Raw genomic sequence first — 16,038 nt, 5'->3', positions numbered from 1 at the left:
GATTGCACGATGACGACATCGAGCCGCCGCAGTTTTCTCAAAGCCTTTCTCGCCGGCGCGGGATTTCTACCCCTGGCCGGTGCGCCGCTGTTCCGTGCCGTCGCCGCGGAACCTGCCAAAAGCGACGAGTTCTTTCTTCTGATTCACGCATTGGGCGGGTGGGACGTGACCTTGAGCCTCGACCCGCGGTGGGAAGAGACAGGGCTCATCGATCCAGCCAGCACGGTGAACACCACCTTTGCGGCAATTCGCAAATGGCAAAGTGGGACGGTGAAGCTCTCCGATGGGGGCGTTTCCTTTCAAGCCATCCGCCCCGGTGGCACGCCGTTCACGTTCGGTCCGGCCATTGGCAACCTGACGGATCATGCATCGCGGCTTTGCGTCGTGAATGGGCTTGCCACGAACACGGTGAGCCACCCCGATGGACAAACGTTCGCCGTGACCGGACGGCATTTGAATGGCGGGCGCCCGAATCAATCGAGCATCGACGTTTGCTGCGCCAACGAATTCGGCACCGAGCAACTCCTGCCCGTGGTGAGCGTGCAATATCCCTCGTACCTGCTCGGTACCCAAATGGATTCGCGGGCGCGGCCGCTGCGGATTGCCACCATCGGCACCATGGCGCAATCATTGTCGCGCGCGACTTTGTACGACACGCAGGCGGAACGCAATACGGTGAATGCCGTTCTCACCGAGGAGGCGAGCGATCTCGCCGCCATTTCGAACGACCCCAGCGCCTTGCAGGGATTTGCTTCGCAATATGGCGCGCTGCAGAATTTGCTCACGAATAGCAGTTTGCAAAGTACCTTCAGCGAGTCGGCGCTCATTGCGGCCCATCCCGAGTTGAACGTGACCGCCCTGCGCTTTCAGCGCTCGGCAGCGGTGAATGCCGCTTTTGCCATGGAGGCCTTTCGCAACAACCTGGCGCGTTGCGTGAGCTTCGTTTTCAATAGCTTCGACACGCATTCCACGAATTATACGAACCAGGCGGGCATCCAGCAGGAGATGTTCGATACGTTGGCGACGCTGGTCGGGCAGCTCGACAAGATTCCGCATCCTACCCGCGCAGGGCGCAAGCTGAGCGATCACACGCATATCTTGGTGACCAGCGATTTCTGCCGGACACCGCAAATCAACCTTCAGCGCGGGCGCGATCACTATCCCAATGGTTCGGCGCTGATTCTTTCGCCCAAGTTCAAAGGAAAGACGCTTTACGGAAAGACCGATCCGTTGCAGCTCCTTCCCGCCAATGCGGGGACCTTTCTCGATGGTCCCAGGCCGGTGGCGCCGCCGGACGTTCTGGCGACGTTCGTTTCGGCTTTTGGCGTCGACCCGCAGAAGTACTTCCGTGAAGGGGAAATCATCAAGGAGCTGCTCGCGTGAGGCATTCGATAAACATTTTGGCGGTATTCTTTCTTGCCGCGTGTTCGGGGGATGACGATGGCGGCGTGACGACGCTCACGCTCATGCCGGTGACGTGGAACCCCTCGAGCATCGAAACGGGGCAGGTCCAGGCGGTGGCCGAATACGACACGACGGTGGCCGTGTTCGGCGCCGCCGGCGTCACCACGTTCGTCAGTGGATCGGTGGTGGGCACGGATCCTACTGTCACCGCGTGGCGCTCCGCGGGCGTGATTCCATCGGCCTCGGGGCTCGGCACGTGGATCGTCGGCGTCGATGGGCAAGGTCGGTTGCAACGCGTGCTCGGTCACGACGGCGTGGAGAACGTGTCGGATCGATTCGGCTTGGCCTCGGACAAGGTGGCCGGGCTCGCGGGAAGCCAGCGGGCGACGGGTTTTCTCCTCGAGCAGGGCCTGGCAACCAGCGATGGCACCACGGTGAAGCACTACACGGCGCCGGCCCTTCGCGCGGTGGCTTCGGCGGCGGGGCGTGTGGCCATTGCGGCCGACGACGGCGTGCGCATCGTCACGCCCGGGCAGGAGGCGGCACAAGAGACCGTCGCGCTTCCCGATGCGGCGTTCGTCGCATACGACGCGGCGGGGACGCTCTTTTCGGCGACGCATCACGGGGTGTATCGCTTGGACGGTGGCGACATGCGCTCGGTGTACGATGCGGGAGCGCGCACGATCCGCGGGCTTGCATCGTCGGGCGCGAATGTGTGGTTTGCCGTGGACGGAGACCTGGCGCTCGTCAAAGACGGTCATGTGGCGATCTCCTCGGGCTTGGGGCTCGCTGGCGATGGGCACGATGTGCAATTGGCCGGATCTCCGTCGGGCGACGTCTGGGTGGTCGCCGGTGGCCAGCTGCTGCGGTACGCCGCGGGCGCTGGCGGGACGGACGACGAGGCGGCATGGACGGCCAACGTGCAACCGGTCTACGCGACGGTGTGCAGCCATTGCCATAGCGCGCCGGGCACGGGGAAAGACGCCTCCAACGTGGATCTTTCGACCTACGCGCTCTGGAGCGCGCGGCGTGCCGCGGTTTACCAGCGCGTGGTCGCCCAGGCCGGAACCCCCGCGGCCATGCCGCCCTCGGGCTCGGGTTTCAGCCTGACCGACGCCCAGCGGGCCGCCATCGAGGCGTGGAGTAAGCCGTGAAAGGCCCCCTGTGATAACCTAGGGTGAATGCCCAACGACGAGGGCGCGTCGACCGTTCTTCAGTCTCGGCCGCGCGGGCCATTCACCGCGACGGCGACGTTCCGCCTGCGGGTCGTCGAGGGCCCGGACGCTGGTCGAGAGTGCGTGCTCGACGGGACGCAGCCTTCGCGGGTGCTCGTGGGAACGAGCCCCGCGTGCGCGTTCCGGCTCGGCGACCGGCAGATTTCGCGCCGTCACGCGGCCATCGACGTCACGCCCGAGGGCCTCCGCCTCACCGACCTAGGGTCCACCAACGGCACGTGGGCCAACGGCATGTGCGTCTTCGACGTGCGCCTCCACGGTGGCGAAGTCATTCGACTCGGCGACAACGTACTCCACGTGGAGGTGGTGGCGATGCCGGCGGAGCATCCCATCAACCCCGCGATGCGCTTCGGGCGCCTCGTTGGCGCGAGCCCGGAAATGCGCCGCCTGTACCCGCTCTGCGAGCGCCTTGCGGCGACCGATGTCCCCTTGGTCATCGAAGGCGAAACCGGTACCGGCAAAGAGCTGCTCGCCGAATCGATCCACGAGGAGAGCGCCCGCGAGAAGGGGCCCTTCGTGGTCCTCGACTGCACGACGGTGGCGAGCAACCTGCTCGAGTCCACCTTGTTCGGGCATGAGCGCGGAGCCTTTACCGGCGCCGTGGCCGCGCGGCGCGGCGTGTTCGAGCTCGCGCACACGGGCACGTTGCTCATCGACGAGATCGGCGATCTGGACATCGCACTCCAGGCGAAGCTTCTACGCGCCATCGAACGAAACGAGGTGCAGCGCGTGGGCGCCGAGAAGTTCGTCCGCGTCGACGTGCGCGTGATGGCCGCGACGAGGCGCGATCTCGACAAAGAAGTCCAGGCGGGCCGCTTCCGTGACGACCTTTTCTACCGCCTTGCCGTCGCCCGCATCGAGCTGCCGCCTTTGCGTGAGCGGCGCGGCGACGTGCAGGTGCTCGGCCGCTATTTCTGGGAGCAACTCGGGGGGACCGACAAGCCGATCCCCGACGACCTTTTGCGCCGCTTCGAGGAGTATGCCTGGCCAGGCAACGTGCGCGAGCTGCACAATGCCGTGGCACGACGCCTCGCGCTGGGTGATCTCGCGGAGATGCCCCCATCGGTCCCTGCGCGCGCGTCCGTTTCGCACGAAGGGGACGTGGTTCGCGAGACGTTGGCCATGGACTTGCCGTTTCCCGAGGCGCGCCATCGCGTGATGAACGCGTTCGAGCGCGCCTACGTCGAGCGCGTGCTGGCGAAGCACGGCGGCAACGTGGTGCGGGCGGCGGCGGCCTCCGGGATTGCGCGGCGCTACTTTTATGTCATCAAGTCTCGCCAAGAAAAAGAATGACACGGCTCCCCGCCTTCGCGGCCGTTTTGGTCGTCGCCTCCGTCGCATCCATCGCGTTGGCTGCCATCTTGGCGGCGTGCCGCTTCACCGATGGCTTGTCCAGCGGCGCCCCACAAGATGGCGACGACGGCGGCCCGAACGCGTGCGACGGCGGACCGTGTGAGCCTCTCTGTCCTTGGTACTTCGCGGATTGCGACGAAGCCGGTTCGAACGGATGTGAGGTCGACACGCGCATCGCATCGAACCACTGCGGTGCGTGCGGCCATGATTGCCTCGGCGGTGCGTGCCTGGGTGGCGCCTGCCAGCCGATTCTCCTTGCGGAGGGCGGCATGGCGCCGATGCACATCGTGCTCGACGATGCCTCGGTCTACGGCGTGAACGCCACCGGCACGGTGACGCGCATCTCGAAGAACGGTGGGCCGCTGGTCACTCTCGTGCCGGGTGACGGCCACTCCCAATCCCCGCCGCCGCGCATCGCCCTCGCCGGCAATGCGCTTTACTACACCGACTTTGGCCCGCCGGCCGACGGCGGCACCGCAGGCAGCGTTTGGGCAACCACCACCGACGGTGGCAAGGAGCGCATTGCCCGCGCCAATGCTCCCTATGCGATCTCGGTGGCCGGTGGCTACGTGTATTGGTCGGAAGGAAATCCCGATGCATCGGCACCCGTCGGCGCCATCCGGCGCGTGAACATCACCTCGAAGGATGCGGGCAGCGGCCCTGCGCTGATGGTGGCGCCGGAGCCGGGCGGCATCCAATCGATCATCGCCACGGACAAGACGCTGTATTGGAGCAACCGCGGAACACCTCCCCTCTACGATGACGGTGCCCTCAAGGGATGCGAATCCATCGACGCCGACGCCGGTGTTCCCTGTTCGCAAGAAGCCCCCATGGCTGCGCCTGGAGCTTTGGGCCTGATCTCGGACGGCAACCTTTATTTCACGGCAACGGATGGGCTCTATGCGTGGGCGTGCTCGCTCACGAGCTGCTCCAAGAGGAGCGTGGCCCCGCAGCAATTCGACCCGCGCTTTCTGGTTTTCGACTCCACGCGTACGTCGGTCTTTTGGACCACCGGCGATGGGGCCATCAAAACGGTGACGAAAGCGGGATATCCCAACAACAACGAGACAATTCTTTTTCAACGACGCGGAACCAATCCGTTCGACATCGCGGTCGATGCCAAGGCGGTCTACTGGACCGATCTGGCTGGCGTGCCGGGACGTCCAGGCACGGCTCCTGCTCTCTACAAGCTCGCGCGGTAGGTGGCGGCGCGCTAAGCTGCCCCGGTAGCGTGGCTGATTCTCGGACATTGCCGCTCGTGCTCGGTCGCTACGAGCTGCACTCGGTCATTGCGACCGGCGGCATGGCGAGCATCCATCTGGGGCGTCTCTGCGGGCCGTCGGGGTTTACGCGCACCGTCGCGGTGAAGCGCTTGCACCCGCACTACGCGCGCGATCCCGACTTCGCCTCCATGTTCCTCGACGAGGCGCGGCTGGTCGCGCGCATCCGCCACCCCAACGTGGTGCCCATCGTCGACGTGGTTGCGGAGAGCGACGAGCTCTTTTTGGTCATGGAGTACGTGCACGGCGAGTCGCTTGCGCGGCTGGTGCATCATGGCGCGAGCCAGCCGGTGCCGCCGGCCATCGCTGCGGCCATCTTCGTCGACGTCTTGCATGGTCTGCACGCCGCCCACGATGCGAAGACACCCGAGGGCGAGCCGCTTTCGATCGTGCACCGCGACGTGACCCCGCACAATGTGCTCGTCGGGGTCGACGGCTCGGCGCGCATCGCGGATTTCGGCATCGCCAAGGCCACGCAGCGTTCGCGGGCGACGGATGGCTCGACGCTCAAAGGCAAGCTCTGTTACGTCGCGCCGGAGCAGCTTCACGGCCGTGAGGTGAACCGCACCACCGATGTGTACTCGGCGGCGGTGTCGCTTTGGGAAGCGCTCACGGGGCGTTTGCTCTTCGCCGCCGAGAACGAAGCGCACGTGTACGAGAAGATTCTCACGGGGGCGGCGCGCCCGCCCAGCGCCTTGGCCGCGGACGTGCCCCTCGCGCTCGACGAGATCGTGATGCGCGGGTTGGCCATGAAGCCGCACAAGCGTTTCGCCTCGGCGCAGGAGATGGCCCTCGAGCTGGAGAAGAGCATCGCGCTTCCATCGGCGGCCGAGTTGGGCGCGTGGGTGCAGTCGCGCGCGGAGCAAGATCTCGCGAAGAGGATGGCCCTCATCGAGAGCCTCGAACGCGGCGCACCCGTCTCGGCGCGTACCGTGGTTCCCCCGCCACCACGACGCGGGGCGAAGGCGGCGGTGGTGGCATTGGTCGCGTTCCTTGGCACGGCGGCCGCGGTGGGGGGCGCTCTCTTTGCTGCAGCGCGAGAGGAGCGCACGAAGGCACCTGCGGCGCTGTCGCCAGGTGCCGTCAGCATGGCCGTCGAGGCGCCGGCGAGCGAGCCGGCGGTGGAACCCGTCGCGGCGTTGTCGTCGAGTGCGCCGTCGCCGCCGAAGCCCCCGCGTGTCCACAAGGCCGTCGTCGCGACGAGCAAACCGACCGACGATGCATGCAAACCGCCGTACATGCGCGACGAGACCGGCCGAAAGATCTACAAGCGCGAGTGCCTCTGAGATGCGACTCGTTCCTACGCTGATGATGGCTGCCGTGCTCGCCGCAACGTCTTCGGCGCGCGCCGACGAGAAGGACGTGTGCGCATCGAGCTCGGAGTACGCCCAGCGGTTGCTCGCGCAAGGAAAGATGATCGAAGCGCGAGGCCAGCTCCTCATTTGCACGCGCATGGTCTGCCCGGCGGTGGTGAAACAGGACTGTGATGGATGGCTCTCCACGCTCGATGCGACCATCCCATCGCTGGTCGTGGCCGCACGCGATGAGGAGGGCCGCGATCTGCTGGACCTCAAGGTCACCTTGGACGGGGCGGCCGTGGATCCTCTCAACGGGCGCGCCGTTCCTGTCGATCCCGGTGTGCACCGCCTTCGCGTGGAGGCGGCGGGCAAGCTCCCTGTCGAGCAACGCGTTGTCGTGCATGAAGGCGAACGCGCCCGGCCGGTCACGGTCACGCTCGCATCCCCCGCAAAGCCCGCGGGGGCGAGGGGAGGGGCGCCGCAGCCGCCACCCGAAAGGCCAACCTCGCCGTTCGTCTACATCCTCGGCACGCTGGCCGGAGTCTCCTTCGCGAGCTTCGCCGCCTTCGAAATCAAAGCCTCCGTGCAGTCTTCGCACTTGCGCTCGACGTGCGCGCCGCGCTGCAGCGCCTCGGAGGTCGATGGTGTCAGCACCGACACTGTGATCGCCAATGTCTCGCTGGCGCTTGGCGCCGCTTTCGCAGGCGGTGCGGTCGCGGTATGGTATTTCGGCAAGAAAGGGCAACGGGGCCAGCCTCCAGCCGCAGCCCTCGAGATCGGACCTTCGCGCATTGGGCTTCATGGCACCTTCTAGCCGCACTCGGAAACTCGTCGGGCTCTCCCTTCTCTTGGGCAGCATGAACGCCTGCTACTGGATCACCTCCACCGATGGCCTCACGGGTGGCGACGGTGGCAATCCGTCGCGGGATGGGGGCCCCGGCTCCGATGCGAACGACGACACCGTGGTCTACCCGCCGGGAAGCGGCTGGAAGCTGACCTTCCACGACGAGTTCAACGGCAACGCGCTGGGGCAGGGTTGGACGACCGAATACGATCGCGAGGGCGAGCGTGCGCACTCCGACCCGGGTAACGGTGAATTGCAATGGTACCAGCGCGAAAACGTCCAGGTGAGCGGCGGCTCACTCAAACTGATTGCCAAACGTGAAGACCACCAGGCTTCTCGGCTCTTCAATTATACGTCGGGTATGGTCCAATCGAAGTCGATATTGTCTTTTCAATACGGCTACATCGAGGCCAAAATCAAATTGCCAAAAGGCAATGGTCTCCACCCCTCCTTTTGGTCGTGGCCCATGAGCGAAAGCTCCACCCCCGAGCTGGACATCGCATCGTTCGGCGGCGGACGGCCAAACAACGTTACGGCCATTTTGCGCCTGTCGAACAGCCAGCAAGCCACGAAAGACGTGCTCTCGGACACGGGGGATTGGAGTGGGGCCTGGCACACCTTTGCCATCGATTCCGAGCCAAACGGCGTCACCTGGTATTTCGATGGCAAGCCCGTTCACAATACGTCGTTTACGGTGAATGCCGAGCTTTATCTCCTTTTTACATTGGCCGTGAACGATCAGCCGGCCGCCAGCTCGCTTCAAGCGACGTACGAAATCGATTACGTGCGCGTCTTTACGAAATAGTAACTAAAAGCGCGCCCGCAATTCGGCCGTGGCGCCGCGCGGGCTGGCTTGGACGTCGAATGTCACGTTGGGATTGCGCACCGTCGGGCGGGTGAGCACCAAATACGTGGTAATGCCCGCCGCGATGAGGCCACCCGCGAGAAAGACGTCGCCCACCAGGAGCTTGCTCCGTGCGCTGTCGACGTCGTCCTGGGGGCAGTTCGGGCCGCAGCTCGAACGCAGATCGTCCAGCTCACCGCGACCTTTCAACCCGAAGTACGTGAAGCCCGCAAGGCCCACCAGCGCGACGCCACCGGTCAGGAACGCGGCCACGGGGATGGGGCGGCTTTCGGCCGGTTCGGTCTTCTTCGGTTCCTCGGGAGGTGGAGCACTCGGCTCGGGCGCGGTGACCGCTGCGGGCGGCGTGGCCGGTCCATCGAGAGGCTCCAAGGTGGGCGCGATGAGCCGGTTCTTCTCGCCCTCGTGGATCACCGTCTCGATCTGAAGCGGCTTGGCGCCCTCCAGCTCGAAGCGCAGCGTGTGCGCGCCCGGATCGACCGCCACGGCGCGGCCGTTCAAGCTGTCGTGAAGCGGTTCGCCGTCGAAGAGAACGCGCCCCTTGCGCAGTTCGCGGCCATCGCGGAGCTTCGCCCCGAAGACCACCGATGGGAGGCTCGCATCGACCTCGGACAGCCAGTGAGCACAGTCCCTTCTCACGGGCCCGGGGCACTCGTCGCGCGCGCAGGCGATGAACTTTTCACGGGCTTTGCGGAGCTTGCCGTCGCGATGAAGAATTTGCCCTTGCTCGACCGCGGCCACGCAGGCTCGCGCATCACCTTGCGCATGCACCGACGCCGGAAAGGCGGCGAAGGCCATGGCGGCGGATGCAAGGAGCGCGGTCGCACGAACGATGGACCTCGAGGCTGGCAACGTCATCGCAGGAGACCTTACCAGCACTCCGGCTTGTAGTGCCGCAGCCCATCGCTCCCAATCGTGTACGGCGGCGAGCAATCATGTTTTTCCGGTTTGGCAGCAGGTCGCGTGGTTCGTCCTCGCCCTTTGGTGTGCGGCGGCGCGGCCGACGGAACTGCTGACTCGACCGGTACGTCGGCATCCGCGGGTGCGGCCGACGGCGCCTCGATCGGTGCCGGCGCAACGGAAGCAATGGATGCAATGGGCGCCGTCGGCGCGTCTTCCTTCTTCCGCGCCGCCCAAAGCACCGCCACGATGGCTGCGACCAGGAGCAATATCCCCAGGCGACCTCGCCGCGGCGAGGGACGCGCCGAGACGTTCGGGATTCGCGATTCGCGATTCGCGAATTGCGAATCGGCCGCAAGCCCCGGTACCGGCCGCGTCGGATCCCCCGACTCTTCCTCCACCGACTCGTTGGGCTCGGGGTCCGACAGCACCGGCTGCGAGAACGCGTCGTGCGAAGACTCCTCCATCCGTGCCAGCAGCACCGAGCGCCGTTCGAGCGCGGCCGCGGCGGCGGTCTCGAGCCATTGTGCCACGTCGATTGCGCTTGCCGGCGTCACCGCGCGCTCCAGCGCCGTGGCCATCTCCAGCGCCGTGGCGAAGCGCCGATTCGGATCGCGTTCCAGCCCGCGCATGACCACCGCCTCGAGGGCCTCGGGCATCCCCGGCGCATGCACGCGCGGCGACTCGATGGAGCCGCTGAGCAGGTTCCGCATGCGCGTCAGCTCGTCCGTGCCTTGGAAGAAACGCCGCCCTGCCAGCATCTCCCAGAGCACGATGGCCACCGCGAACATGTCGGTGGCGCGGACCGCTCGCCCCTCGATTTGCTCGGGCGCCATGTACGCCACTTTGCCTTTGAGCTCGCCGGTTCGTGTCGTCTGCAACCGGCCGCGCGCCTTCGCGACACCGAAGTCCGCGACCTTGGCGAGGCCGTCGACGCCGACCAAAATGTTGTCCGGCGACACATCGCGATGAACCAAATCGAGCGGCTCGCCGCCGACGCTCTTCGCCTCGTGCGCCGCGTGCAGCCCCAGAAGCACGCCGGAGAGAAGCGACGCGGCGATGGGTGGCGGAATGGGCGTCTTCTCGTTGCGCGCGTTGCGCATCAACCGCGACAGCGATTCGCCGTGCACGTACTCCATCACCACGAACAATTCGCCCTGGGTTGCCTCGACGTCGAGCGTGTGCACCACGTTGGGGTGCGCGATGCGTGCGGCCACGCGGGCCTCGTCGAGGAACATCGAGACGAACGACGGGTCCTTGGCGTACTGCGGCCGCAGCATCTTGATGGCCACCGTGCGCGAAAAGCCCACGTGCCCCAAAAGCCGCCCCAAGTGCACGGCCGCCATGCCGCCCCGGCCGATTTCGTCGTAGACGGCGTAGCGGCCCACGATGCGCATTCGCTACGTCTTTCGGGGGCGAGGAACGCCGTAGCTGTCGAGGCGCGCCACCAGGGTGCTCCGTGCGATGCCCAGCACCTTCGCCGCGCGCGACTGATTCCCCGCACACGCACGCAGCACCTCGAGGATGTGTTCGCGTTCGCTCGCAGGCGACATTTCACTCGAAGAGGGGGCCGGCTCGTTCGACCCTCTCGTCGGAATGACCGCCGCCATCTCCGCAATGGGAAAATGCCCCGCGGAAAGCTCGACCCCATCGGCGAGCAACACCGCACGCTCCACGAAGTTGCGCAGCTCGCGCACATTGCCCGGCCAGGAATAGGCGCGCAGCAGGTTCAGTGCCTCCGGGGTCAACCGAGGAGCCTGCGCCCGCCCCAGATCGCGCGCCGCGCGCTGCACGAAGGCTCTGGCCAGCGGCTCGATCTCCACCGCGCGCTCACGCAGCGGCGGAATCACCAGCTTGGCTCCACTGAGGCGGAAAAACAGATCGCTCCGAAAGCGCCCTTCCTGGATGGCCGCCTGCAGATCCCGGTTGGTCGCGGCCACGAATCGCACGTCCACTTCGCGCGGCCTCACCGCGCCGACGCGCAGCAGCTGCCGCGACTCCAGCACGCGCAGCAACTTCGCCTGCAAGGCGAGGGGCATCTCGCCCACTTCGTCGAGAAACACCGTACCGCCGTGCGCCGATTCGAGCAGACCCTGTTTGCTCTGCACCGCCCCGGTGAAGGCCCCGCGCTCGTAGCCGAAAAGCTCCGCCTCGAGCAGTTGTTCCGAAAGCGCCGCGCAATTGAGGCACACGAAGGGCCCGGTGCGCCGGGGCGATCGCTCGTGGATCGTCTCGGCCACGAGCTCCTTGCCCACACCCGTTTCGCCCAGCACGAGCACGTGGATGTTCCCCGCCGCGATGCGCGAGGCCATCTCGTAGAGGGCCTGCATCGCCGGGTCTTCGATGACGTGCATCGCGCGCGCGCCGGGCTCCCGCGCTCCGCCCTGCGTGCCCGCGTGCGCGCGGCGCGTCTCCACCTGGTCCGGGCTCGATTGCAGCGGCTTGCGCGGGCCATCCCCATCCGCGACGAGCACCATCATCACGTTTCCAACGTGAAAGGCCTCGCCTGGCAGTAGCCGCACGCGCTGCCCCGTCGTGAGCCGGTCGCCGCGAACACGCGTACCGTTCACGCTCCCGAGGTCCTCGATCTCGACGACGCCGGCGCCCACGTGCAGCCGCGCGTGCTTGCGCGAGATGGACTCATCCTCGATGCGAACGTCGCTCTTTTCCGAGCGCCCCACGGACACGCGCCCGGCTTCCGGAAGCGCATAGCTGGCGAACCTCGCTTGCCCGACGACGACGATCCTTCGCTGAGCAGTCACCCAGCCCAACCTAGAACAATCATCGCGCCTTCGGAACCGTGGGAGCGGATTCCACCTTTGGCGGGGGTTTCTGCGCGGAGGGGGCTTCGGTCGGCGGACGCTGCGGCGTCAAACCGGGCTCGGGCGGTACCTCCGGCGGCGTGGGACGTGTGGGAAATGGACAGGCCATGAGCAGCGCGCTCATCACGCACAACGATGACCTCGCGAGAAGATTCTCGTGGCGCATGCTCGAGCATTCAAGCACTCCCCGTGCCGCAGCGAATCGCAGCCGTGGCCGATTCGATGGACGAAAGGATGGCCCGCGCGTGCGGAAGGAACACCGCACCCGAGGTCGACAGCCGCATCCCGCGCGGCGTTCGCTCGAAGAACGTCGTCCCGAGCTCCGCCTCCAAGTTGCGGATCTGACGGCTGAGGGCCGGCTGCGCGATGCGCAATCGCTCCGCCGCGCGCCCCACGTGCTCCTCCTCGGCCACCGCCACGAAATAGCGAAGCTGCTGCAGGCTCATCGATCGCGAAAGCTAGCGCGAAATAAGGCAACTTTCGATCGAATGCGTCGGTTTCCCCACCCGCGCTGTGCAAAGGAGTCTTGAACCGAAGCTATCTGTCGAATGTTACGTCTACGGCAGCGTGAGAATCACGGGACCATCTTTGGTGACGGCCACCGTGTGCTCGAAATGCGCCGACCATTTGCGGTCCTTGGTCACGATCGTCCAGCCGTCGTCGAGGGTGCGGATGCTTCCCGTTCCCGCGTTCAACATCGGCTCGATCGCGATGACCATGCCGGGGGTGAGTCGCACACCGCGCCCGGCGGGGCCGTGGTTGGCGACGCTGGGTTCCTCGTGCATCGCGCGGCCGATGCCGTGCCCCCCGAAGTCGCGCACCAGCGAATAGCCTTTGGACTTCGCGTGTTCCTCGACGGCCCAGCCCACGTCGCCGAGGCGCGCGTTCGGTTGTGTGGCATCGATGGCGCGTTCGAGGCACGTGCGCGTCGTTTCGAGCAGATCACGCGCTGCGGCGGTCACGTTGCCGATGGCGATGGTGCGCGCGGCATCGGCGCAGTAGTCGTTCCTGAAGCACGCGAAGTCGATGCTGAGGATGTCGCCATCGCGCAGCACGGTGTGCTTGTTGGGGATCCCGTGCACCACGACGTCGTTCACCGATGCGCAAATGACGGCGGGGTAGGGGGTCATTCCGCGCGGGCGGTATCCACGAAATGCCGATCGCGCCTTGGCCCGCGTCAATTCGCGGTCGGCGATCTGATCGAGCTCCCACGTCGAAACGCCAGGACGAGCTGCAGCTTCGAGTGCATCGAGGATGGCGTGAACGATACGTCCGGCCTCACGCATCTTCGCGATCTCGGCGTCGGTCTTCAGATGGATCATAGTGGCGGCACCCGCCTCTCAGGTACGCTAAACCTCTTCCCGTTGTCCAAGATCGATTCGATCTTAGCCCCAGGAACCCCTCAAAATGAGCTCATTCTTAATCGTTGGAACGGGCGGAGTCGGCGGTCTGCTCGGTGGCCTTCTCGGGCTAGCCGGTCACGACGTCGCCTTCGTTGCCCGCGGTGCACATCTCGCGGCCATGAAGGAGCAGGGCCTCGTCCTGCGTGGTCCCGACGGAGAGCACACGCTCCGCGTCGAAGGACCCGGAGCACGTATTCGAGCCGGTGAAGATCCCGCTGCCTTTGGCAAGGTCGACTACGCGCTCGTCACCGTCAAAGCATGGCAGGTCGAAGAAATGGCCCCGCGCCTTCGCGCCGCGTCGGTCGTCGTTCCCCTGCAAAATGGCGTCGATGCCGTCCCGACGCTCGCGCGTGCGCTCGGCGACGAACCGGTTCTCGGCAGCCTTTGCCACATGCTGAGCTGGATTGCCGCCCCCGGCGTCATCCAGTGGATCAAGCCTCCGCCCGTGGTCACCCTCGGCGCGCGCACCCCTGCACAACGCGCCATCGTCGAGCGCCTCGCCGGCGAGCTCACGAAGGCGAACATCACCACGAAGATCTCCCAGGACATCGATGCGGCCCTCTGGGAGAAGCTCCTCTTTCTCGCGCCCATGGGATCCGTCGGCGCCGTCACGCGCTCGTTTGCTGGCGCCTTTCGCTCGGTCCCGGAATCGCGCGCGATGCTCGCACGCGCCATGGAGGAGATCGCGAGCGTGGCGCGGGCGCGCGGCATCCGTATCGCGGACGATGCGGTCGCGCGCACGTTGAGCTTCGTCGATGCACTCCCCGCCGAAGCGAACGCTTCCACGTACCGCGATATCGTCGCCGGGCGCCCTTCCGAACTCGGCAACCTCACGGGAGCGGTGGTACGACTCGGCAAGGAGGCCGGCGTCCCCACACCGACCAATGACTTTCTCCTCGCTGCGCTCCTTCCCCAGGAGAACGCCGCTCGTTCGCTAAAATAGACACTTCGCTCATTTAGCGAATTTCTGTAGTACGGTTGACCTCGTGATCCGATTTCAGAACATCCGCAAAGTCTACGGCACGGGCGATCACGCCGTGAAAGCGCTCGATGACGTGAGCCTTCACGTCCCGGCCGGAGAGATCTTTGGCGTCCTCGGACAGAGCGGTGCCGGCAAAAGCACACTCATCCGCTGCGTGAACCTGCTCGAGCGTCCCACGTCGGGCTCGGTCATCGTCAATGGCCAGGAGCTCACCACCCTGGATGCGGCGGGGCTCCGCAAAGCGCGTCAGCAGATCGGCATCATCTTCCAGCACTTCAACTTGCTGCGCTCGCGCACCGTGGCGGACAACATCGCGTTTCCGCTCGAGGTCATCGGCCAGGCGAAGCCGCAGCGCGAAAAGCGGGTGAAGGAGCTGCTCTCCTTGGTGGGCCTCGCGGACAAGGCCAATGCCTACCCCGCGCAGCTCTCCGGCGGGCAAAAGCAGCGCGTGGGCATTGCGCGCGCGCTCGCGTGCGAGCCCAAGGTCCTCCTCTCGGACGAGGCCACGTCCGCGCTCGACCCACAGACCACGCGTTCCATTTTGGACCTGCTGCGCGATCTCAATCGGCGCCTTGGTCTCACCGTCATGCTCATCACGCACGAGATGACCGTGGTGAAACACATCTGCGATCGCGTGGCCGTTCTGCGCGACGGCCGCGTCATCGAGCAGGGCCTCGTCGATGACTTGGTCGCACAGCCCGGCTCGGAGATCGCGCACGAGTTCTTCCCGCGCATCGTGCCACCCAAGGAAAAGAACGGCGGGCTCTTGGCCACGATCACCTTCGTGGGCGCCGCTGCGGAGGAGCCGATTCTCTCGTCGCTTTTGCGCAAGTTCGACGTCGGCGTGAACATCTTGGGCGGCGGCATCGAAACGGTGCGCGAGAAGCGCGTGGGGCGTCTGCTGTTGGAGCTCTCCGGCCCCGATGCCTCTGCGGCGCGGAATTTTCTCGAGGAGCGAACGGGCCTCAAGGTGGAGACATGAACGTCGACACGATGCTCTCGATGCTGTGGGAGGCCACGGTCGACACGTTTTACATGGTCGGCGCGTCGACCTTGCTCACCGTCCTGTTCGGCCTTCCGCTGGGCGTGCTGTTGATCCTCACGGAGCGCGGCGGGCTTCTCGCGGCACCTTGGTTGAACCGGGCTCTCGGCGCCGTCGTGAACGTCGGCCGCTCGCTGCCGTTCATCATTCTGCTCGTCGCGGTCATCCCGTTCACGCGCCTCATCGTGGGTACGACCATCGGCACCACCGCCGCCATCGTTCCGTTGACGCTCGCCGCGGTACCCTTCTTCGCGCGTGTCTGCGAAACGTCGCTTCGTGAGGTCGATCGCGGCCTCATCGAAGCCGCCCAGGCCATGGGCTGCACCGAAGGGCAAATCGTCTACAAAGTCCTCATCCCCGAGGCCCTCCCGTCTCTCGTGTTGGGCGTCACCATCACGATCATCAGCCTTCTGAGCTACTCCGCCGTCGCCGGCGCCGTGGGCGCGGGCGGCCTGGGCGATCTCGCGATCCGATACGGCTACCAACGCTTCGATACGAAGGTCATGGCGGTCACCGTCGCCCTTCTCATCGTGATGGTGCAAGTCATCCAGTGGCTCGGCAACGTGCTCTCCCAGCGCCTGCGCACGAGCTGAAGTCATTTGACGTCATTTTG

15 protein-coding genes are annotated in these 16,038 nt (G+C 65.9%); 10 read left to right on the top strand and 5 right to left on the bottom strand.

The window, feature by feature from the left end:
• The first annotated feature begins 9 nt into the window (after positions 1 to 9).
• From LZC95_35940 to LZC95_35910, 7 genes are read left to right on the top strand one after another with little or no spacing between them, the layout of a single operon-like run.
• Positions 10 to 1,383, top strand: coding sequence for a DUF1501 domain-containing protein (locus LZC95_35940; GenBank protein WXA91831.1), 1,374 nt, complete (start codon positions 10 to 12; stop codon positions 1,381 to 1,383).
• Positions 1,380 to 2,558 (top strand): cytochrome c, encoded by a 1,179-nt coding sequence (locus LZC95_35935; protein WXA91830.1) that lies wholly within the window; start codon positions 1,380 to 1,382, stop codon positions 2,556 to 2,558. Before LZC95_35940 ends, LZC95_35935 begins: the two co-directional genes overlap by 4 nt.
• Before the next feature lie 27 nt (positions 2,559 to 2,585).
• The gene (locus tag LZC95_35930) at positions 2,586 to 3,932 is read left to right on the top strand and encodes a sigma 54-interacting transcriptional regulator (protein ID WXA91829.1); all 1,347 of its coding nucleotides are present in this window, start codon (positions 2,586 to 2,588) and stop codon (positions 3,930 to 3,932) included.
• Positions 3,929 to 5,194 (top strand): DUF5050 domain-containing protein, encoded by a 1,266-nt coding sequence (locus LZC95_35925; GenBank protein ID WXA91828.1) that lies wholly within the window; start codon positions 3,929 to 3,931, stop codon positions 5,192 to 5,194. Before LZC95_35930 ends, LZC95_35925 begins: the two co-directional genes overlap by 4 nt.
• Positions 5,195 to 5,223: 29 nt before the next feature.
• Positions 5,224 to 6,558, top strand: coding sequence for a serine/threonine protein kinase (locus LZC95_35920; protein ID WXA91827.1), 1,335 nt, complete (start codon positions 5,224 to 5,226; stop codon positions 6,556 to 6,558).
• Between the two features lies 1 nt (position 6,559).
• Positions 6,560 to 7,384 (top strand): hypothetical protein, encoded by an 825-nt coding sequence (locus tag LZC95_35915; protein WXA91826.1) that lies wholly within the window; start codon positions 6,560 to 6,562, stop codon positions 7,382 to 7,384.
• Positions 7,371 to 8,219, top strand: a complete 849-nt coding sequence (locus LZC95_35910; protein WXA91825.1) for a glycoside hydrolase family 16 protein — start codon at positions 7,371 to 7,373, stop codon at positions 8,217 to 8,219. Before LZC95_35915 ends, LZC95_35910 begins: the two co-directional genes overlap by 14 nt.
• A gap of 3 nt (positions 8,220 to 8,222) precedes the next feature.
• Here LZC95_35910 and LZC95_35905 read toward each other — a convergent pair whose 3' ends face one another.
• The 5 genes from LZC95_35905 to map all read right to left on the bottom strand — a co-directional run bounded on the left by LZC95_35905 (position 8,223) and on the right by map (position 13,320).
• A complete protein-coding gene (locus LZC95_35905; GenBank protein WXA91824.1) occupies positions 8,223 to 9,134 on the bottom strand; it encodes a hypothetical protein in 912 nt (303 codons plus the stop codon).
• Between the two features lie 11 nt (positions 9,135 to 9,145).
• Positions 9,146 to 10,573 (bottom strand): serine/threonine protein kinase, encoded by a 1,428-nt coding sequence (locus LZC95_35900; GenBank protein ID WXA91823.1) that lies wholly within the window; start codon positions 10,571 to 10,573, stop codon positions 9,146 to 9,148.
• A 3-nt stretch (positions 10,574 to 10,576) separates the two neighbouring features.
• The gene (locus tag LZC95_35895; GenBank protein ID WXA91822.1) at positions 10,577 to 11,938 is read right to left on the bottom strand and encodes a sigma 54-interacting transcriptional regulator; all 1,362 of its coding nucleotides are present in this window, start codon (positions 11,936 to 11,938) and stop codon (positions 10,577 to 10,579) included.
• Positions 11,939 to 12,174: 236 nt separating this feature from the next.
• Positions 12,175 to 12,444, bottom strand: a complete 270-nt coding sequence (locus LZC95_35890; protein WXA91821.1) for a LysR family transcriptional regulator — start codon at positions 12,442 to 12,444, stop codon at positions 12,175 to 12,177.
• Between the two features lie 111 nt (positions 12,445 to 12,555).
• On the bottom strand, positions 12,556 to 13,320 hold the full coding sequence (map, locus tag LZC95_35885; protein WXA91820.1) for a type I methionyl aminopeptidase: 765 nt from the start codon (positions 13,318 to 13,320) through the stop codon (positions 12,556 to 12,558).
• An 85-nt stretch (positions 13,321 to 13,405) separates the two neighbouring features.
• Between map and LZC95_35880 the strand changes: the two genes are divergently transcribed.
• The 3 genes from LZC95_35880 to LZC95_35870 are packed head-to-tail and all read left to right on the top strand — an operon-like array spanning position 13,406 to position 16,018.
• Positions 13,406 to 14,344, top strand: a complete 939-nt coding sequence (locus tag LZC95_35880) for a 2-dehydropantoate 2-reductase (GenBank protein ID WXA91819.1) — start codon at positions 13,406 to 13,408, stop codon at positions 14,342 to 14,344.
• Positions 14,345 to 14,387: 43 nt separating this feature from the next.
• Entirely contained in the window at positions 14,388 to 15,365 is a 978-nt protein-coding gene (locus LZC95_35875; protein WXA91818.1) for an ATP-binding cassette domain-containing protein, read from the top strand.
• The gene (locus tag LZC95_35870; GenBank protein ID WXA91817.1) at positions 15,362 to 16,018 is read left to right on the top strand and encodes an ABC transporter permease; all 657 of its coding nucleotides are present in this window, start codon (positions 15,362 to 15,364) and stop codon (positions 16,016 to 16,018) included. Before LZC95_35875 ends, LZC95_35870 begins: the two co-directional genes overlap by 4 nt.
• The last annotated feature ends 20 nt before the right edge of the window (positions 16,019 to 16,038 follow it).

The organism is Sorangiineae bacterium MSr12523 (genome assembly GCA_037157775.1).
In the GTDB taxonomy this organism is placed as follows: Bacteria; Myxococcota_A; Polyangia; order Polyangiales; family Polyangiaceae; genus Pendulispora; species Pendulispora brunnea.
This window is presented reverse-complemented; position numbering and strand designations above follow the sequence as displayed.